This window comes from Microbacterium sp. Marseille-Q6965, from assembly GCF_946151065.1.
In the GTDB taxonomy this organism is placed as follows: Bacteria; Actinomycetota; Actinomycetes; order Actinomycetales; family Microbacteriaceae; genus Microbacterium.
The window spans coordinates 83,263-96,231 of record NZ_CAMGZA010000001.1; the positions used below are offsets into that span (position 1 = coordinate 83,263).

14 protein-coding genes are annotated in these 12,969 nt (G+C 74.0%); 10 read left to right on the plus strand and 4 right to left on the minus strand.

Features of this window, described 5'->3' with window-relative positions; all coding sequences use genetic code 11:
- Positions 1 to 55 precede the first annotated feature (55 nt).
- A complete protein-coding gene (locus tag N8N77_RS00415) occupies positions 56 to 817 on the plus strand; it encodes a lytic murein transglycosylase (protein ID WP_261163820.1) in 762 nt (253 codons plus the stop codon).
- 100 nt (positions 818 to 917) lie between these two features.
- Positions 918 to 1,181, plus strand: a complete 264-nt coding sequence (locus tag N8N77_RS00420) for a hypothetical protein (RefSeq protein ID WP_261163822.1) — start codon at positions 918 to 920, stop codon at positions 1,179 to 1,181.
- Positions 1,182 to 1,226: 45 nt separating this feature from the next.
- Here N8N77_RS00420 and N8N77_RS00425 read toward each other — a convergent pair whose 3' ends face one another.
- Positions 1,227 to 1,961 carry a hypothetical protein gene (locus N8N77_RS00425; RefSeq protein WP_261163823.1) on the minus strand — a complete coding sequence of 245 codons (735 nt, stop codon included), beginning with the start codon at positions 1,959 to 1,961 and terminating at the stop codon, positions 1,227 to 1,229.
- A gap of 173 nt (positions 1,962 to 2,134) precedes the next feature.
- Here N8N77_RS00425 and N8N77_RS00430 point away from each other — a divergent pair, with 173 nt between their 5' ends.
- From N8N77_RS00430 to N8N77_RS00460, 7 genes are all read left to right on the plus strand, one after another.
- On the plus strand, positions 2,135 to 3,202 hold the full coding sequence (locus N8N77_RS00430; RefSeq protein WP_261163824.1) for an iron-containing redox enzyme family protein: 1,068 nt from the start codon (positions 2,135 to 2,137) through the stop codon (positions 3,200 to 3,202).
- Positions 3,199 to 4,203, plus strand: coding sequence for a glycosyltransferase family 2 protein (locus N8N77_RS00435; RefSeq protein WP_261163826.1), 1,005 nt, complete (start codon positions 3,199 to 3,201; stop codon positions 4,201 to 4,203). Before N8N77_RS00430 ends, N8N77_RS00435 begins: the two co-directional genes overlap by 4 nt.
- On the plus strand, positions 4,193 to 4,399 hold the full coding sequence (locus N8N77_RS00440; RefSeq protein ID WP_261163828.1) for a CDGSH iron-sulfur domain-containing protein: 207 nt from the start codon (positions 4,193 to 4,195) through the stop codon (positions 4,397 to 4,399). The genes N8N77_RS00435 and N8N77_RS00440 overlap by 11 nt, the downstream gene beginning before the upstream one ends.
- 124 nt (positions 4,400 to 4,523) lie before the next feature.
- Positions 4,524 to 5,456: a hypothetical protein gene (locus N8N77_RS00445; protein WP_261163829.1), complete on the plus strand. Its 933-nt coding sequence runs from the start codon at positions 4,524 to 4,526 to the stop codon at positions 5,454 to 5,456.
- A complete protein-coding gene (locus N8N77_RS00450) occupies positions 5,453 to 6,664 on the plus strand; it encodes an acylneuraminate cytidylyltransferase (protein ID WP_261163830.1) in 1,212 nt (403 codons plus the stop codon). Before N8N77_RS00445 ends, N8N77_RS00450 begins: the two co-directional genes overlap by 4 nt.
- Complete coding sequence (locus N8N77_RS00455; protein WP_261163831.1) at positions 6,661 to 7,533, plus strand: N-acetylneuraminate synthase family protein; 873 nt, start codon at positions 6,661 to 6,663, stop codon at positions 7,531 to 7,533. Before N8N77_RS00450 ends, N8N77_RS00455 begins: the two co-directional genes overlap by 4 nt.
- On the plus strand, positions 7,530 to 8,777 hold the full coding sequence (locus tag N8N77_RS00460) for a DUF6716 putative glycosyltransferase (protein WP_261163832.1): 1,248 nt from the start codon (positions 7,530 to 7,532) through the stop codon (positions 8,775 to 8,777). Before N8N77_RS00455 ends, N8N77_RS00460 begins: the two co-directional genes overlap by 4 nt.
- Before the next feature lie 33 nt (positions 8,778 to 8,810).
- On the opposite strand, the gene N8N77_RS00465 is transcribed toward N8N77_RS00460, so the two are convergent.
- Positions 8,811 to 9,491 (minus strand): CoA pyrophosphatase, encoded by a 681-nt coding sequence (locus N8N77_RS00465; protein WP_261163833.1) that lies wholly within the window; start codon positions 9,489 to 9,491, stop codon positions 8,811 to 8,813.
- 44 nt (positions 9,492 to 9,535) lie between these two features.
- Here N8N77_RS00465 and N8N77_RS00470 point away from each other — a divergent pair, with 44 nt between their 5' ends.
- On the plus strand, positions 9,536 to 10,753 hold the full coding sequence (locus N8N77_RS00470) for a glycoside hydrolase family 3 N-terminal domain-containing protein (protein WP_261163834.1): 1,218 nt from the start codon (positions 9,536 to 9,538) through the stop codon (positions 10,751 to 10,753).
- Here N8N77_RS00470 and N8N77_RS00475 read toward each other — a convergent pair.
- Together N8N77_RS00475 and N8N77_RS00480 are read right to left on the minus strand one after the other, a co-directional pair.
- Positions 10,726 to 11,676 carry a 3-methyladenine DNA glycosylase gene (locus N8N77_RS00475; protein WP_396652753.1) on the minus strand — a complete coding sequence of 317 codons (951 nt, stop codon included), beginning with the start codon at positions 11,674 to 11,676 and terminating at the stop codon, positions 10,726 to 10,728. The genes N8N77_RS00470 and N8N77_RS00475 overlap by 28 nt on opposite strands.
- Before the next feature lie 4 nt (positions 11,677 to 11,680).
- Positions 11,681 to 12,961, minus strand: a complete 1,281-nt coding sequence (locus N8N77_RS00480) for a M18 family aminopeptidase (RefSeq protein ID WP_261163835.1) — start codon at positions 12,959 to 12,961, stop codon at positions 11,681 to 11,683.
- Positions 12,962 to 12,969: the final 8 nt, after the last annotated feature.

A 12,969-nucleotide genomic window follows, 5' to 3' on the forward strand; every position in this document is an offset into this window, starting at 1 on the left:
GCACGGCACGACCGTGCTCCGGCGAACCCCCAGCAGGCTGCATGAGGATCGTGGCATGGCATCCAAGAGGCGAGGCGCCGGCATCGGCACGGTCTGCGTCGTGCTGGCCGTCGTCGGCGCCGTCGCGGTCTGGGGCGTCGTGACCGTTGTCGGCGCCCTCAGCGGATTCCGGCCGGCGGAGGGGTGGGAGCCGGAGGCCGCCGCGCCGAGCGCTCCCGACCCGCTGTCGGCGGCCCCCGCGCTCGCCCCGGTGGGCTCCGATGGCGCCATCGAACCGACGTGGCTGACAGAGGTCGCGGGTGCCACGGGCATTCCGGAACGCGCTCTGGCCGCGTACGCGGCGGCCGACGCCCGAGCGCGGCAGGACGGATGCGCCGTCGGGTGGAACACCCTGGCCGGCATCGGCTGGGTCGAGAGCCACCACGGGGCCCTCCACGGGGGCGAGGTGCAAGCGGACGGGTTCGCGCGGCCGGAGATCCTCGGCATTCCGCTCGACGGCACGAACCGTACGCTCGCGATCCCCGACACCGACGGTGGTGCCCTCGACGGCGACACCGAATGGGACCGGGCCGTCGGGCCACTGCAGTTCATCCCCGAGACCTGGCGCCGGTGGGGCGTCGACGCGAATGGTGATGGGGCCGCGAGCCCGCACAGCATCGATGACGCCGCGGCCGCCGCCGCCGACTACCTCTGCCGATTGGACGGGACGCTCGAGGGTTCGGACGCGTGGATCCGCGCCATCCGGTCGTACAACGACACACTGGACTACCAGACGCAGGTGGCGCGGGCCGCCGTGCGATACGCCGCCTCCGGCTGACGCGCGCGGGACGGCGGGTGCAGCGCTTCCGCGACGTGGGCATTCCCGATAGCGTGGGCGCCTCGCGCGCACACGCGCACTCACGAGACGGGGAGAAGCGATGAGCGACAGGGACGCACAGCACGACGGCGGCACGGCAGGGGACATCCCCCCGGGGGACGCGGCCCAGATCGACGAGCCGGACGCCGACCGCCTGGCGGCCGCGCACGGGGGCACCGACTTCGCGGGCTTCGACGAGCTCACCGAGGACGCCTCGGCCGGCGCGGGTGAGCGATCCGCGACGGAGGAGGACGCCCTCGCCGCCGCCGACCTGCCGCTCGATCAGGACCTACCCGACGACCAGGAGGACCGTGAGGCCCCCTGACCGGCGAGCGGCCCGCTCCTCCCGGCGCCGCGAAGGAAGCGCCGTTCAGGCATCGACCCGCCGCTCCAGGGCATCCAAGAGACGCCGCTCGTCCGCGTCGGGCGACCCCTGCACGAGGTGGTAGGAGGGCTCGCGTAGCGCGCGGAGCCAGGCATACGTCCCGGCCCCGGGGATCGGGTGGCGGAAGGAGTCGAAGTGGACGTCCTCCGCCGTCGGCGCCGGTTGCAGGGTCAGGTCGGCGAACGGGTGCCAGAGGCCCCGAGGGTGAGCGAAGTAGAGGCGAAGCCGCCACGGCGTGCCCGTCAGCGCCCGTCTCAGCGCGGCGCCTCCCGCGGGGAGTGGGGGAGCGGCGATCGTGCGCGCCCCCAGCAGCAGGGGCCCGCTCGGCGTGCGATATGGCACCACGGTCGTGAACCGTGCCCGTGAAACCGAGCGCGTGGGGGCGAGCAGGAAGCGACCGGGCACGCCGAACCCCGCGGAGGCGAGCTGCACGTCGGCCGGGCGCCCGCCGGCATCCATCCGCAGCGCGAGGCCCGGCACATCGGGAAGCGCCGGAGGAAGGCCGACCGAGCGAGACAGACGCGCCACGACGGGCACGGAGGCGCCCGATGGGCTGTCGATCCAGTGCACGCCCGAGCGCCGCGGGTTTCCGAGCCACACGAGTTCACCGCGCAGCATGTGCCCGCGCGTGTGGATGGGGCGCGGGTGTCGCACGAGCAGCAGCACACGGAACAGGCCGCGCACCACGGCGCCGGCGATGCGAGCGAGCAGCGGAGGCATGTCGTCATTGTGCGGCGCCCCTCCGCCGTGCGCCCGCCTCTTCTCGCCGGCGCGCGGAACGCGTACGATGCCCGGGCGACTCGCCGAGTCGCCGCGACGCGCGATGGCTAGCATCGCCGCGCGAGCGTGATCAAGCCCGTGCGCGATCGCGGGCGTCACGCCAGAGTGGGACCATGACGATCCTGTCTTCGACCGCCGCTCCCTCCCTCGGATTCCACGATCGCGGTCCGCTCAGCCGTACGGTGCGGGAGCGCATCATCGCCGTCGATAAGGGTCACGCTCCGCCGGCGCGGGAGCTGGATGACGCCGTCAGCGAGGCGCTGGAGAGGGCGTCGGATGTCGTCACCGACGACGATGTGCAGCTCGCGCTGTTCCTTCTCTACGGGTCGGCCTACGGCTCCTTCGGCTCGTTCGGGGTGCACTCCGAGTGGGATCCGGTGCTCCTCACGGCGCGTGCGCGGCTGGAGCGTGCGTTCGAGGCCCGCGTGCGCGAACTCACCCCGCCCGTTCCGACGCCGGATCCGTCCACCGCCGACGGCATCGCGGCCGTGCTTTTCGAGCTCACCGCGCCGCAGCCGAGCCCGGGGCTGGCCCGGTTCGTCGAGAAGCAGGCGGACGCGGAGCAGATCCGCGAGATGCTCGTCCTGCGCAGCATCTACACGCTGCGCGAGGCGGACCCGCATTCGTGGGCGATACCGCGCCTGACGGGGCGCCCGAAGGTGGCCCTCGTCGAGATCCAGTCCGACGAGTACGGCGGCGGCCGGCCGGAGCGGATGCACGCCACCCTGTACGCCGCCGCCATGCGCGGTGCGGGGCTGGAGGATCGCTATGGCGCCTACGTCGATGCGGTGCCCGCTGTCACCCTGGCGGCGCAGAACATGATGTCGATGTTCGGGCTGAACCGCCGACTGCTCGGCGCCATCGTCGGGCACCTCGCGGCCTTCGAGATGACCTCCTCGCTGCCGAATCGACGCTATGCCGACGGGATGCGCCGCGTGGGCTTCGGACCCGAGGTCACGGAATACTTCGACGAGCACGTGGAAGCGGATGCCGTGCACGAGCAGATCGCCGGGAGGGATCTCGCGGGTCGACTGGGGGAGGAGCACCCGGAGCTGCTGCCCGACATCCTCTTCGGCGCCGCGGCGTGCCTGGCGGTGGACGATCTCGTCGCCGACCACGTCCTCGCCGCATGGCGCTCCGGCGGCAGCGCCCTGCGGGCCGCGGAGGCGGCCACGCCGTGACCGCCTCGGATCGCCTCGCCCTCGAGTACGTGCTGCCCCTGCGGCGCAACGACGACTCGGGGGAGGAGGAGCTCGTCCGCTACCTGCGGGCGCTGAGCTCGTGGGTGGACGTCACCGTCGTCGACGGCTCGGACGACCCGCTCTTCCGACGCTTGGATGCGGCGCTGGCGGGGACGACGGTCCGGCACGCGGCGCCGTTCGTCGACGGCACGAACGGCAAGGCCCGCGGCGCCGTGAGCGGGCTGCTGCGGGCGCGCCATGACCGCGTGGTGATCGCCGATGACGACGTGCGATACACGCGTGCCGACCTGGAGGCCGTGCACGACAGATTGAGGCGCGCCGACGTCGTGCGCGTGCAGAACGCCTATCGCCCCTTGCCGTGGCACGCACGTTGGGACACCGGGCGGATCCTCCTGAACCGCGCGCTCGGCGGCGACTACGGCGGCACGCTGGGCGTGCGCGCGCCCCTGCTCGGTCGGCGCGGCGGCTACCGCACCGACGTGCTCTTCGAGAACCTCGAGCTCGAGCGCACCATCCGCGCGGAGGGCGGCAGCGTCGACGTTCCTCTGGGTCTGCTGGTCCGCCGGCTCCCGCCCACGGTCCCTCACTTCCTCGGGCAGCGGGTGCGCCAGGCGTACGACGGATTCGCGCAGCCGGTGCGGCTGCTCGCAGAGCTCTCCGTTCTCCCGCTCGTCGTGGTCCTGATGGCGGCTGGGCGGGCGAAGACCCTCGCCGGCGCCATCGCCGGGGTCGTGTGCGTCGCCGAGTTCGGCCGACGGCGCGGTGGCGCGGCGCGGGCCTTCCCGCCCACGTCCGCCCTCTGGGCGCCGCTCTGGCTCGCCGAGCGCGCGGTGACGGCGTGGCTCGCGGTGGCGGCCCGCGCGCGTGGCGGCGTCCGGTACGGCCCGTCACGCCTCCGCACCGCGGCATCGCCGCTGCGCCGGCTGCGCGCCGCGGCGGCGCACGAAAACAGGGATCGGGGGGACGCCCATGCAGCATGAGACGCCGACCATCACCGTCTGCCCGGACGGGCCGCTGCTCGTGCGCGGTGTGACGGAGCTCGTCGACGCGGACGGCAACCGGATCGAGCCTCGACGGCGCACCTTCGCGCTGTGCCGTTGTGGCGCGACCGGCATCCCTCCCTGGTGTGACGGCACGCACAAGCTGGTGACGCGTGCCCGCGGAGGCGACGGATAGGGCGCCGCCCGCGGGGCGACGGGGAGGGCCCCTCCCTCGCCCGATTCGCACCGTTCCCGAACGCGTTGCCTGCGCGTAACCTCCGTCGGCGGATTCGTTCACCCCCGCGGCGCAGGGTGAACGCATGGTGGGCGAATCGGTGCTCGCGTGGGTGGAATCGCCTCTGCAGCTGGTTGGTGCGGCGGAGTGGGCGGCTGCGCACGGCCGCACCGTCGACCTGGCGGCGCGCGTCACGTCGCAGATTCCCGAGACGGCCGACGAGCTCCTTCGACGCGGCGCCGCCTTCGGTGAGAAGCAGCCCTACTTCGGCATCCCCTGGCGGATGCTGGCCACCCACGAGCATTGGCTCGTCGGTGACGGCTTCTCGGGACAGTTCCGGCTTGCGGCGGCCGTCCTTCGCCCGCGGCGGCTGACCTTCCTCGACGACGGGCTCAACACGCTGGCCTTCGCCGATGCGATCGCCGGCACGCGCCCCTACCGCCGTCCGGGCGTCACCGAGCGCGGTCTCACGACGCATATCGCGCCCCTCGCGCTCGACCACGTGCGGCGGCGCTCGCTCGCCGGAAGCGGCGGTCTGTTCACCGCCTTCCCGCTCGGCGCGGCGCGGGAGGCGGCCGTGGGCGAGTACGCGCTGCGCGTCGAACGGCACGCGTTCGAGTGGCTCCGCGCCTCCGCCCCGAGCGGTACCGTCACCACGGCGCTGCGCGGCGACCGGGTCGTGCTCGGCACCGCGCGGTCCGTCGACGGTCACATGAGGCGTTCCGAGCACCTCGCGTGGGTGGCACGGGAGGCAGCGGCGGGCCCCGTCGCCTACCTGCCGCACCGCCGCGAGCCCGACGACTTGCTCGAGGCGATCGCGCGCATCCCGGGGGTGCGGGTGGTGCGGCTCAACCTGCCCGTGGAGGTAGCGCTGGCGGGGCTGGACCACCCGATCGAGGTGCGCACGCTCCTGTCGAGCACGCTGACGACGCTGCCGATCGTGCTGGCCGGCAGCGGCAGCACGATCGTCCAGGCCGGCGATCCCGCTCCCCGCGCACGCTTGGAGGCCTCGTCGTGAGCGAGACGGTGGCGATCATCCCCGCACGCGGCGGATCGCGGGGCGTGCCGGGCAAGAACCTGCGTGCGGTCGGTGGCGTGCCGCTCGTCGCGCGCGCGATCGCGGCGGCGCGCAAGGCGGAGGGCATCGACCGCGTCGTGGTCACCACGGACGACGACGACATCGCCTCGCTCGCGGCCGAGTGGGGTGCCGACGTCGTCCGTCGCCCCGCCGAGCTGGCGGGCGACAGCGCCAGTTCCGAGAGCGCGCTGCTGCACGCGCTCGACGAGCTCGGCGGGCGCGGTGTGCAGGCGCGCGTACTCGTGTTCCTGCAGGCGACCTCCCCCTTCATCGACGCTGTGGCGCTGAGCGAGGCCGTGCGCCAGGTTCGCGAGGGCGAGGCGGACAGCACGCTCTCGGCCGTGGAGAGCTACGGCTTCCTCTGGCGACGCACGCGCGCCGGCGCCGAGGGCGTCAACCACGACGCAGCGCACCGCCCGCGCCGACAGGACCGCGAGCCGCACTACCTCGAGACGGGCGCGTTCTACGTCATGGACGCCGACGGCTTCCGGGCCGCGCGCCACCGCTTCTTCGGCCGCATCTCGCTCATCGAGGTCCCCGAGCGCACCGCACTCGAGATCGACACCCCCGAACAGCTCGAGCTCGCCCGCGTCCTGGCCGCCGGATCGGGGGATACCGATGGCGACCGGATCGACGTGGACGCCGTCGTGACGGACTTCGACGGCGTGCACACCGACGACACCGTCCTGGTCGCGGGCGACGGGAGCGAGCACGTGCGCGTCAGCCGCTCGGATGGGATGGGCGTGCGCCTGCTGCGCGAGGCCGGCATCCCGATGCTCATCCTCTCGACCGAGACGCACCCGGTCGTCACGGCGCGGGCGCGCAAGCTGCGCGTCGACGTGCTGCAGGCGCAGGACGACAAGGCGGCGGCTCTGCGCCGCTGGGCCGCGGAGCGCGACATCCCCCTCTCGCGCCTGGCGTACCTGGGCAACGACGTGAACGATCTGCCGGCGCTCGAGATCGTCGGCTGGCCCGTCGCCGTGCGCGACGCGCACCCGCTCGTCCTCGCCGCCGCGCGCCTCGTGCTCGACCGACCGGGCGGGGGCGGCGCCGTGCGCGACCTCGCCGACCGCGTGCTGCGCGCGCGTGACGACCAGACCCGGTGGCCTCTCGAGGCCGCCACCGCACCAACCAGGGAGAACACATGACCGTCCGCATCGGATCGCGCGTGATCGGCGGGGGCCGCCCGGCGTACGTGATCGCCGAGATCGGCCTCAACCACAACGGCGACGTGGAGCTCGCGAAGCAGCTCATCGATGTCGCCGCCGAGGCCGGCGCCGACGCCGTCAAGTTCCAGAAGCGCACCCCCGAGATCGCCACCCCCGAGCACATGCGCGACATGCCGCGCGAAACGCCGTGGGGCACCATGACCTACCTCGAGTACCGTCACCGCGTCGAGTTCGGGCGCGAGGAGTACGTCGCGATCGGCGACCACGCCACCCTGCGCGGCCTCGACTGGTTCGCCTCGCCGTGGGATGTGCCGAGCGTGGAATTCCTGGAGGACCTCAACGTGGTCGCCCACAAGGTCGCCTCCGCCTGCCTCACCGACACCGAGCTGCTGGAGGCGCTGCGGGCCACCGGCAAGCCGATCATCCTCTCCACGGGCATGTCGACGATGCAGCAGATCGACCGCGCCATCGAGGTGCTCGGCACGGAGCACCTCGTGCTCCTGCACGCGACGTCGACCTATCCGATGGAGCCGGAGGAGGCGAACCTGCGCATGATCCGTGTGCTCAGCGATCGCTACCCCGGCGTGCCGGTGGGTTACTCGGGGCACGAGCGCGGCCTGCAGATCTCGCTCGCGGCCGTCGCGATGGGCGCGCAGGTGGTCGAGAGGCACATCACGCTCGACCGCACCATGTGGGGCTCGGATCACGCGGCCTCGCTCGAGCCCACCGGCCTGAAGAACCTCGTCAGGGACATCCGCATCATCGAGAACGCGTTCGGTGACGGGGTGAAGCGGGTCTTCCCGGGCGAGGAGGCGCCGATGGCGAAGCTGCGTCGCGTTCCCGCGTGACCGACACGGACCACCCGCGGATCGTCGCGGTCGCCGACACGGACTCGTATGTGAAGTGGGCGGCGGCCCTGCTGGCGCCGGTGCCCGGGGCCGAGCTCATCGTGCTCGAGACCGAGCTGGTCGTCAGCCTGGCGCAGCAGCGCGCGGCCCTGGAGGGCAGTGGGCTTAAGCGCGTGAGGCGGGCGACGTACGACCAGCTCCCCACACTGCTGGCGGGCGCCGACGCGGTGCTGCTGGCCGCGCGCGGACCGCTCGTGCGGGTGCTCGCGCGACTGGCGGCACAGCTCGACCCGGCACCCGTGATCCTCACGGGGCTGCCGGGAATCTCGATCCCGCCCACCTGGCTGGCCCTGCACTTCCGGCGCGGGTGCGACCTGTTCGTCCTGCACTCGCGCCGCGAGGTGCGGGAGTTTCGCGCGCTGGCGGCGGCGCGCGGCATCGCCCAGCGCTTCGCCCTCGCCACCCTGCCGTTCGCGCGCGCGGCGAATCCCGTTGAGCGGAACGGCACCGACCTCGTGTTCGCCGCCCAGGCGATCGTGCCAGCGCTGCGCGAGCACCGCGAGCACGTCGCGCGCCTGCTCGTCCGGGCGGCGCGCGCGCATCCCGATCGGCGAGTGGTGCTCAAGCTCCGCGCGCGCCCGGGCGAGGCCGAGACGCACCGCGAGCTCGTGTCGTACCCCGAGCTGATGGCGCAACTGGGGGAGGTGCCCCCGAACCTCGTCACCTCGACGGCCCCGATGGTCGAGGCCCTCGCCACCGCCGAGGGACTGGTCACGGTCAGTTCGACGGCCGCCATCGAGGCCGCCGCACAGGGCGTGCCCGTGATCGCGCTCGACACGTTCGGGGTCTCCGGCCGGCTGATCAACCTCGTGTTCGAGGGCAGCGGACTGCTGGCGGGAGACGATGAGGTCGTCGCGCGCCGGTTCCGCACCCCCGAGCCCGACTGGCTGGGGGACAACTACTTCCACGATCGGGCCGAGGACGACTGGCTCGCGCGCACGGCCGAGCTCGTGCGGCGCCGGCGCGCCGGGCTGCTTCCGCCGCGACCGGTCCCGCGTCTCGTGGGCGGGCGTGCGCGCGACGCGTGGGAACGCAAACTCGCCCTCGGCGACCGCGACCGCTCGCTCAGCGGCGCGCTCGCCTACGCCGTCGGCGTACCGGTGCGGCGCGTGCTGCGCATCGTGCGCCGCCACGGCGCAGGCCGTCGTGCTTCCGGGGCCGGCTCGGCGCCGACTCCCGCCTGACCGTGCCGCCCGGCGGGCGACGTCTGGCGGCCGTCAGAGATCGATGACGCGGCCGTGGTCCCACGGCTCGTCCCAGCCCAGGCGGGCGAGCATGGCGTCAAGGACGTTGGCCGTGAAACCCCAGATGAGGTGCTCGCGTCCATCCACGCGCACGCGCCACGCCGGCCCCGTGAAGGAGAGGCCGCCGCGTCGCAGCCGTGTGGTCCAGCGGTTGGCGGGATCGATCAGGTCGGCCACCGGGGCACGGAAGACGGAGGAGGACTCGCCGTCGTCGACCACCCGCACGGGTGTGGGGCGCGCCCACCACCCGAGCACCGGGGTCACGCGGTGCGCGGAGGGCGGCAGCGGCACTTCGGGCAGGGTGCCGAGCACCTCGACGCCGGCCGGGTCGAGGCCCGTCTCCTCGACGGCCTCGCGCAGCGCCGCGTCGACCGGCCCGGCGTCGTCGGGGTCGATCCGGCCGCCGGGGAACGCCACCTCGCCGGCATGGCTGCGCAGCGTCGTCGCACGTGCGAGCAGCAGCACGTCGAGGTCCCGAGAGACCGCGCCGGCGGCGTGGACCGCGGGGGCACCGTCGAGCACTCCGAACAGGACGAGCACGGCCGCGGCGCGGTAGTGGTCGTAGAGCGCAAACTCCGCCCAGCGCTCCGCGACGGCGGGATCGCCCGCGAGCGCGCGCAGCTGTTCTCGCGCGGAGGCCGGCGGTTGCGTCATCGCCTTCGACGTTACGCCCTCGGCACGGTGCGTACGCTGAAGGAGTGAGGCGCGCGAGGAGTGGTGCGGGGCGCGGCGCGGTCCGCCGTGGGGTGCTGCCGCTCGTCCTGGCGAGCGCGCTGGCGGCCGTGGCCCCCGGGTATGGCGTGGCGGTGAAGCCGGCGTCGGCCGCCTCCGGACTCGACGAACAGGAGCCCGTCGCCGTCGTCGCGGCCGGGCCGGGTGCCGCGGCCGAGCGGGCCTCGGCCCTCGCCGCGGGCATGGACGTGCGGGAGCTGGCCGGCGCCGTGGTGATGGGGCACGTCGCCACACGCGATCCGGACGCGGGAGCGGCCTACCTCGCCGAGAACCGAATCGGCGCGTTCCTGCTGATGGGGGCGAACGTGCCCGCGGACGAGCGGGAGCTGCGCACACTGACGGCGTCGCTGCGCGGCGACGGTGCCGTGCCGGCGCTGCTGGCCATCGACGAGGAGGGCGGTGTCGTCACGCGGCTACCGTGGGACCACCAACCGGCCGGCGGCGAGCTCGCGGCGTCGGAGCCGGCGGCGTCGCTGACCGCGTTCGCCGCGCGCGGCGCGCTCGTGGCGCGTGCCGGCATCGGCGTGAACTTCGGGGTGGTGGCCGATGCGACCGGCGACACGACGTCGTTCATCGCACCGCGCGTGCTCGGCGCCGACCCGGCCGCCGCGGCCGAGCGGGTCGCCGCGGCCACGGAGGGCGAGGCGCCGTTCGCCCTCACCACGCTCAAGCACTTCCCCGGTCACGGGCAGGTCGCGGCCGACTCGCACCACACCGTTCCGGTCGCCGGGCAGTCCCTCGCCGACTGGCGCTCGTCCACGGCTCTGCCGTTCGCGGCGGGGATCGATGCCGGCGCTCCTCTCGTCATGAGCGGGCACCTGGTCTACCCGGAGGTCGACGACGCGCCCGCGTCGCTCTCGCCCGCGTGGTACCGCCTTCTGCGGGAGGATCTGGGATTCCGGGGCGTCGCGGTCACCGATGACCTGGGCATGCTGTTGGCGGCGGGAGATCCGCGCTACGCCGACGCGGTGGCGAACGCGGTCGCGGCGGTCGGCGCGGGCGCCGACCTCGTGGTGCACGTGGTGGGATCGGGCCCGGACACGGCGGGTCGGCTCGCGGACGGCCTCGCGGCGGCCGTGGCCGAGGGCACGCTCGCCGAGGGCCGGTTGCGCGAAGCCGCGGAACGGGTGCTCGCGCTCCGGCTGCAGGTCGGCGCTCAGACCGTGCTGCTGCCCGCCGGCTGACGTTCCCGGGCGTCATCGGGCCCGAGCCAGGCCCGCACGATCCGCTCGCGCAGCGCGTTCGCCCGCTCGGCGAAGGCCCGCTGGCGGCGCACATACTCGGCCTTGCCTTCGGGCGTCTCGATCCGCACCGGCTCGACCCCCCACTCGCGCAGGTCGTAGGGGGCGGCCTCCATGTCGAGCAGCCGAATGTCGCGCGCGAGCTCGAAGGCATCGAGCAGCAGCTCGCCCGGCACGAGCGGTCCCAGCTTGACCGCCCACTTGTAGACATCCATGCCGGCGTGCAGGCACCCCGGCTGCTCCAGCAGCGGCTGAGCCTCCCGCGTGGGCGTCAGGGCGTTACGTGGGGCGGCCGCCGGCGTGAAGAAGCGGAAGGCATCGACGTGCGTGCACCGCAGGTCGTGCGTTTCGACGACGCGGTCCGTGCCCTCCTGTCCGAGTCGCAGAGGCTGGGGGTGGCGGTGGTCGCGCTGACGGTAGACCATCGCCCACTCGTGCAGGCCGAAGCAGCCGAACCGGCCAGGTCTCGCGGCCGTGGAGCGCAGGATCCGCTCGATGAGGGCCGCCAGCTGGGGCTTCTCGGCGGCGAATGCGGCGGCGTCGGGCACGACGGCATCCGGGGTCGACCCCCGCCGATACCAGCGCCACTGCGCCCGCGGCGTGCCGGCCGCGCCGGCGAGCTCGATGCCGGCGCCCGGGTGCCAGCGCCGCAGCACCGCGGGCTTGTAGGCGTAGTACGTGAACAGGAAGTCCCACACCGGGTGTTTCTCGCCCCGCGCGGCTCGGGCCCGGTGCGCCGCGGTCAGCGCCTCGGCGCGGGCCTCGTGCGCCGCCTCGCGCTCGCGCCACTGCCCGGGTTCGAGCCGCGCCACCATGGCGGACGACACGGGCGGGGCGGCCGGGACGGGCGAGGCGGGAGCGGTCATCGGATCAGCGGGCGAGGACCGCGCCCATGGCGCGCGAGAGGTACCACGGGTCGACGACGGCGGTGAGCTCGCGGGCGGAGTGCATCGACAGGATGGGCGCGCCGACGTCGACCGTGCGGATGCCCAGCCTCGTGGCCGAGATCGGGCCGATGGTGGAGCCGCACGGCACGGTGTTGTTGGAGACGAACTCCTGCGAGGGCACGCCGGCCGCCGCGCACGCCGCGGCCCAGGCCGCCGCCCCGTGCGCGTCGGTCGCGTAGCGCTGGTTCGCGTTGATCTTGAGGATCGGTCCGCCGCCCGCGACCGGGCGGTTCTCGGGGTCGTGCTTGTCGGCGTAGTTCGGGTGGATGGAGTGGCCCACGTCGCTGGAGACGTGCAGCGACGCGGCGAAGGCACGCGCCTGCTCGTCCGCGCCGGCACCCAGTGCGGCGCCGATGCGGCGCAGCGTCTCCTCCAGGAACGGACCGGCAGCCCCCGAGCGCGACGCGCTGCCGATCTCCTCGTGGTCGAAGGCGGCGAACATCGCGATCGCGTGCGCCGGGCGCGCGTCGCGGATCGCGACCAGTCCCGCGTGCGTGGACAGGAGGTTGTCGAGCCGGCCGGAGGCGAACAGCTCATCGCCCGCGCCGAACACACGCGGCTGCTGGGTGTCGGCGGCGACGATGTCGTAACCGCCGACGTCGTCGGCCGAGACGCCGGCCTCGGCCGCCAGTGCGGCGAGGATGTCGGCGCTCTCGGCCTCGCCCAGACCCCACACGGGGGCGGTGTGACGCTGCTTGTCGAGCTCGAGGCCGTTGTTCACGCCGCGGTCGAGATGGATGGCCAGCTGGGGGATGCGCAGCAGGGGACCGGTGCGCACGAGGTGCTCGGTGCCGTCGAGCGTCACGACGCGGCCGGCGAGTTCGAGCTCGCGGTCGAGCCACGAGTTCAGCAGGGGACCGCCGTACACCTCCCAGCCGAGCTGCCACCACCCGCCGGCACCGATCACGGTGGGCTTGGGCTTCAGCTTGAATCCGGGCGAATCGGTGTGCGCACCGACGATCGCAAAGGGGGTGAGCGCGGTCGCGCCCTCGGGCACCGCGAACGCGACGATGGATCCGTCCCGCACGACGAGGTACCGGCCGCCGGGCATGATCTCCCACGCGCCCGCCTCGTCGAGGGGCGAGAAGCCCGACTCCGTGAGGCGGCGAGCCGCCTCGGCGGCCGCGTGATAGGACGACGGGGAGGCCGCCACGAAGGCGGCGAGATCGTCGATGTGGGCGCGGGCTTCGGCAGGCACGGTCATCCTCCGAT

What these genes read in the sequence shown, in the direction of transcription:
- N8N77_RS00415 (WP_261163820.1), top strand. Translation starts at nt 56, where the DNA reads ATGGCATCCAAGAGGCGAGGCGCCGGCATCGGCACGGTCTGCGTCGTG.
- N8N77_RS00420 (WP_261163822.1), top strand. Translation starts at nt 918, where the DNA reads ATGAGCGACAGGGACGCACAGCACGACGGCGGCACGGCAGGGGACATC.
- N8N77_RS00425 (WP_261163823.1), bottom strand. Translation starts at nt 1,961, where the DNA reads ATGCCTCCGCTGCTCGCTCGCATCGCCGGCGCCGTGGTGCGCGGCCTG.
- N8N77_RS00430 (WP_261163824.1), top strand. Translation starts at nt 2,135, where the DNA reads ATGACGATCCTGTCTTCGACCGCCGCTCCCTCCCTCGGATTCCACGAT.
- N8N77_RS00440 (WP_261163828.1), top strand. Translation starts at nt 4,193, where the DNA reads ATGCAGCATGAGACGCCGACCATCACCGTCTGCCCGGACGGGCCGCTG.
- N8N77_RS00445 (WP_261163829.1), top strand. Translation starts at nt 4,524, where the DNA reads ATGGTGGGCGAATCGGTGCTCGCGTGGGTGGAATCGCCTCTGCAGCTG.
- N8N77_RS00455 (WP_261163831.1), top strand. Translation starts at nt 6,661, where the DNA reads ATGACCGTCCGCATCGGATCGCGCGTGATCGGCGGGGGCCGCCCGGCG.
- N8N77_RS00465 (WP_261163833.1), bottom strand. Translation starts at nt 9,491, where the DNA reads ATGACGCAACCGCCGGCCTCCGCGCGAGAACAGCTGCGCGCGCTCGCG.
- N8N77_RS00475 (WP_396652753.1), bottom strand. Translation starts at nt 11,676, where the DNA reads ATGACCGCTCCCGCCTCGCCCGTCCCGGCCGCCCCGCCCGTGTCGTCC.
- N8N77_RS00480 (WP_261163835.1), bottom strand. Translation starts at nt 12,961, where the DNA reads ATGACCGTGCCTGCCGAAGCCCGCGCCCACATCGACGATCTCGCCGCC.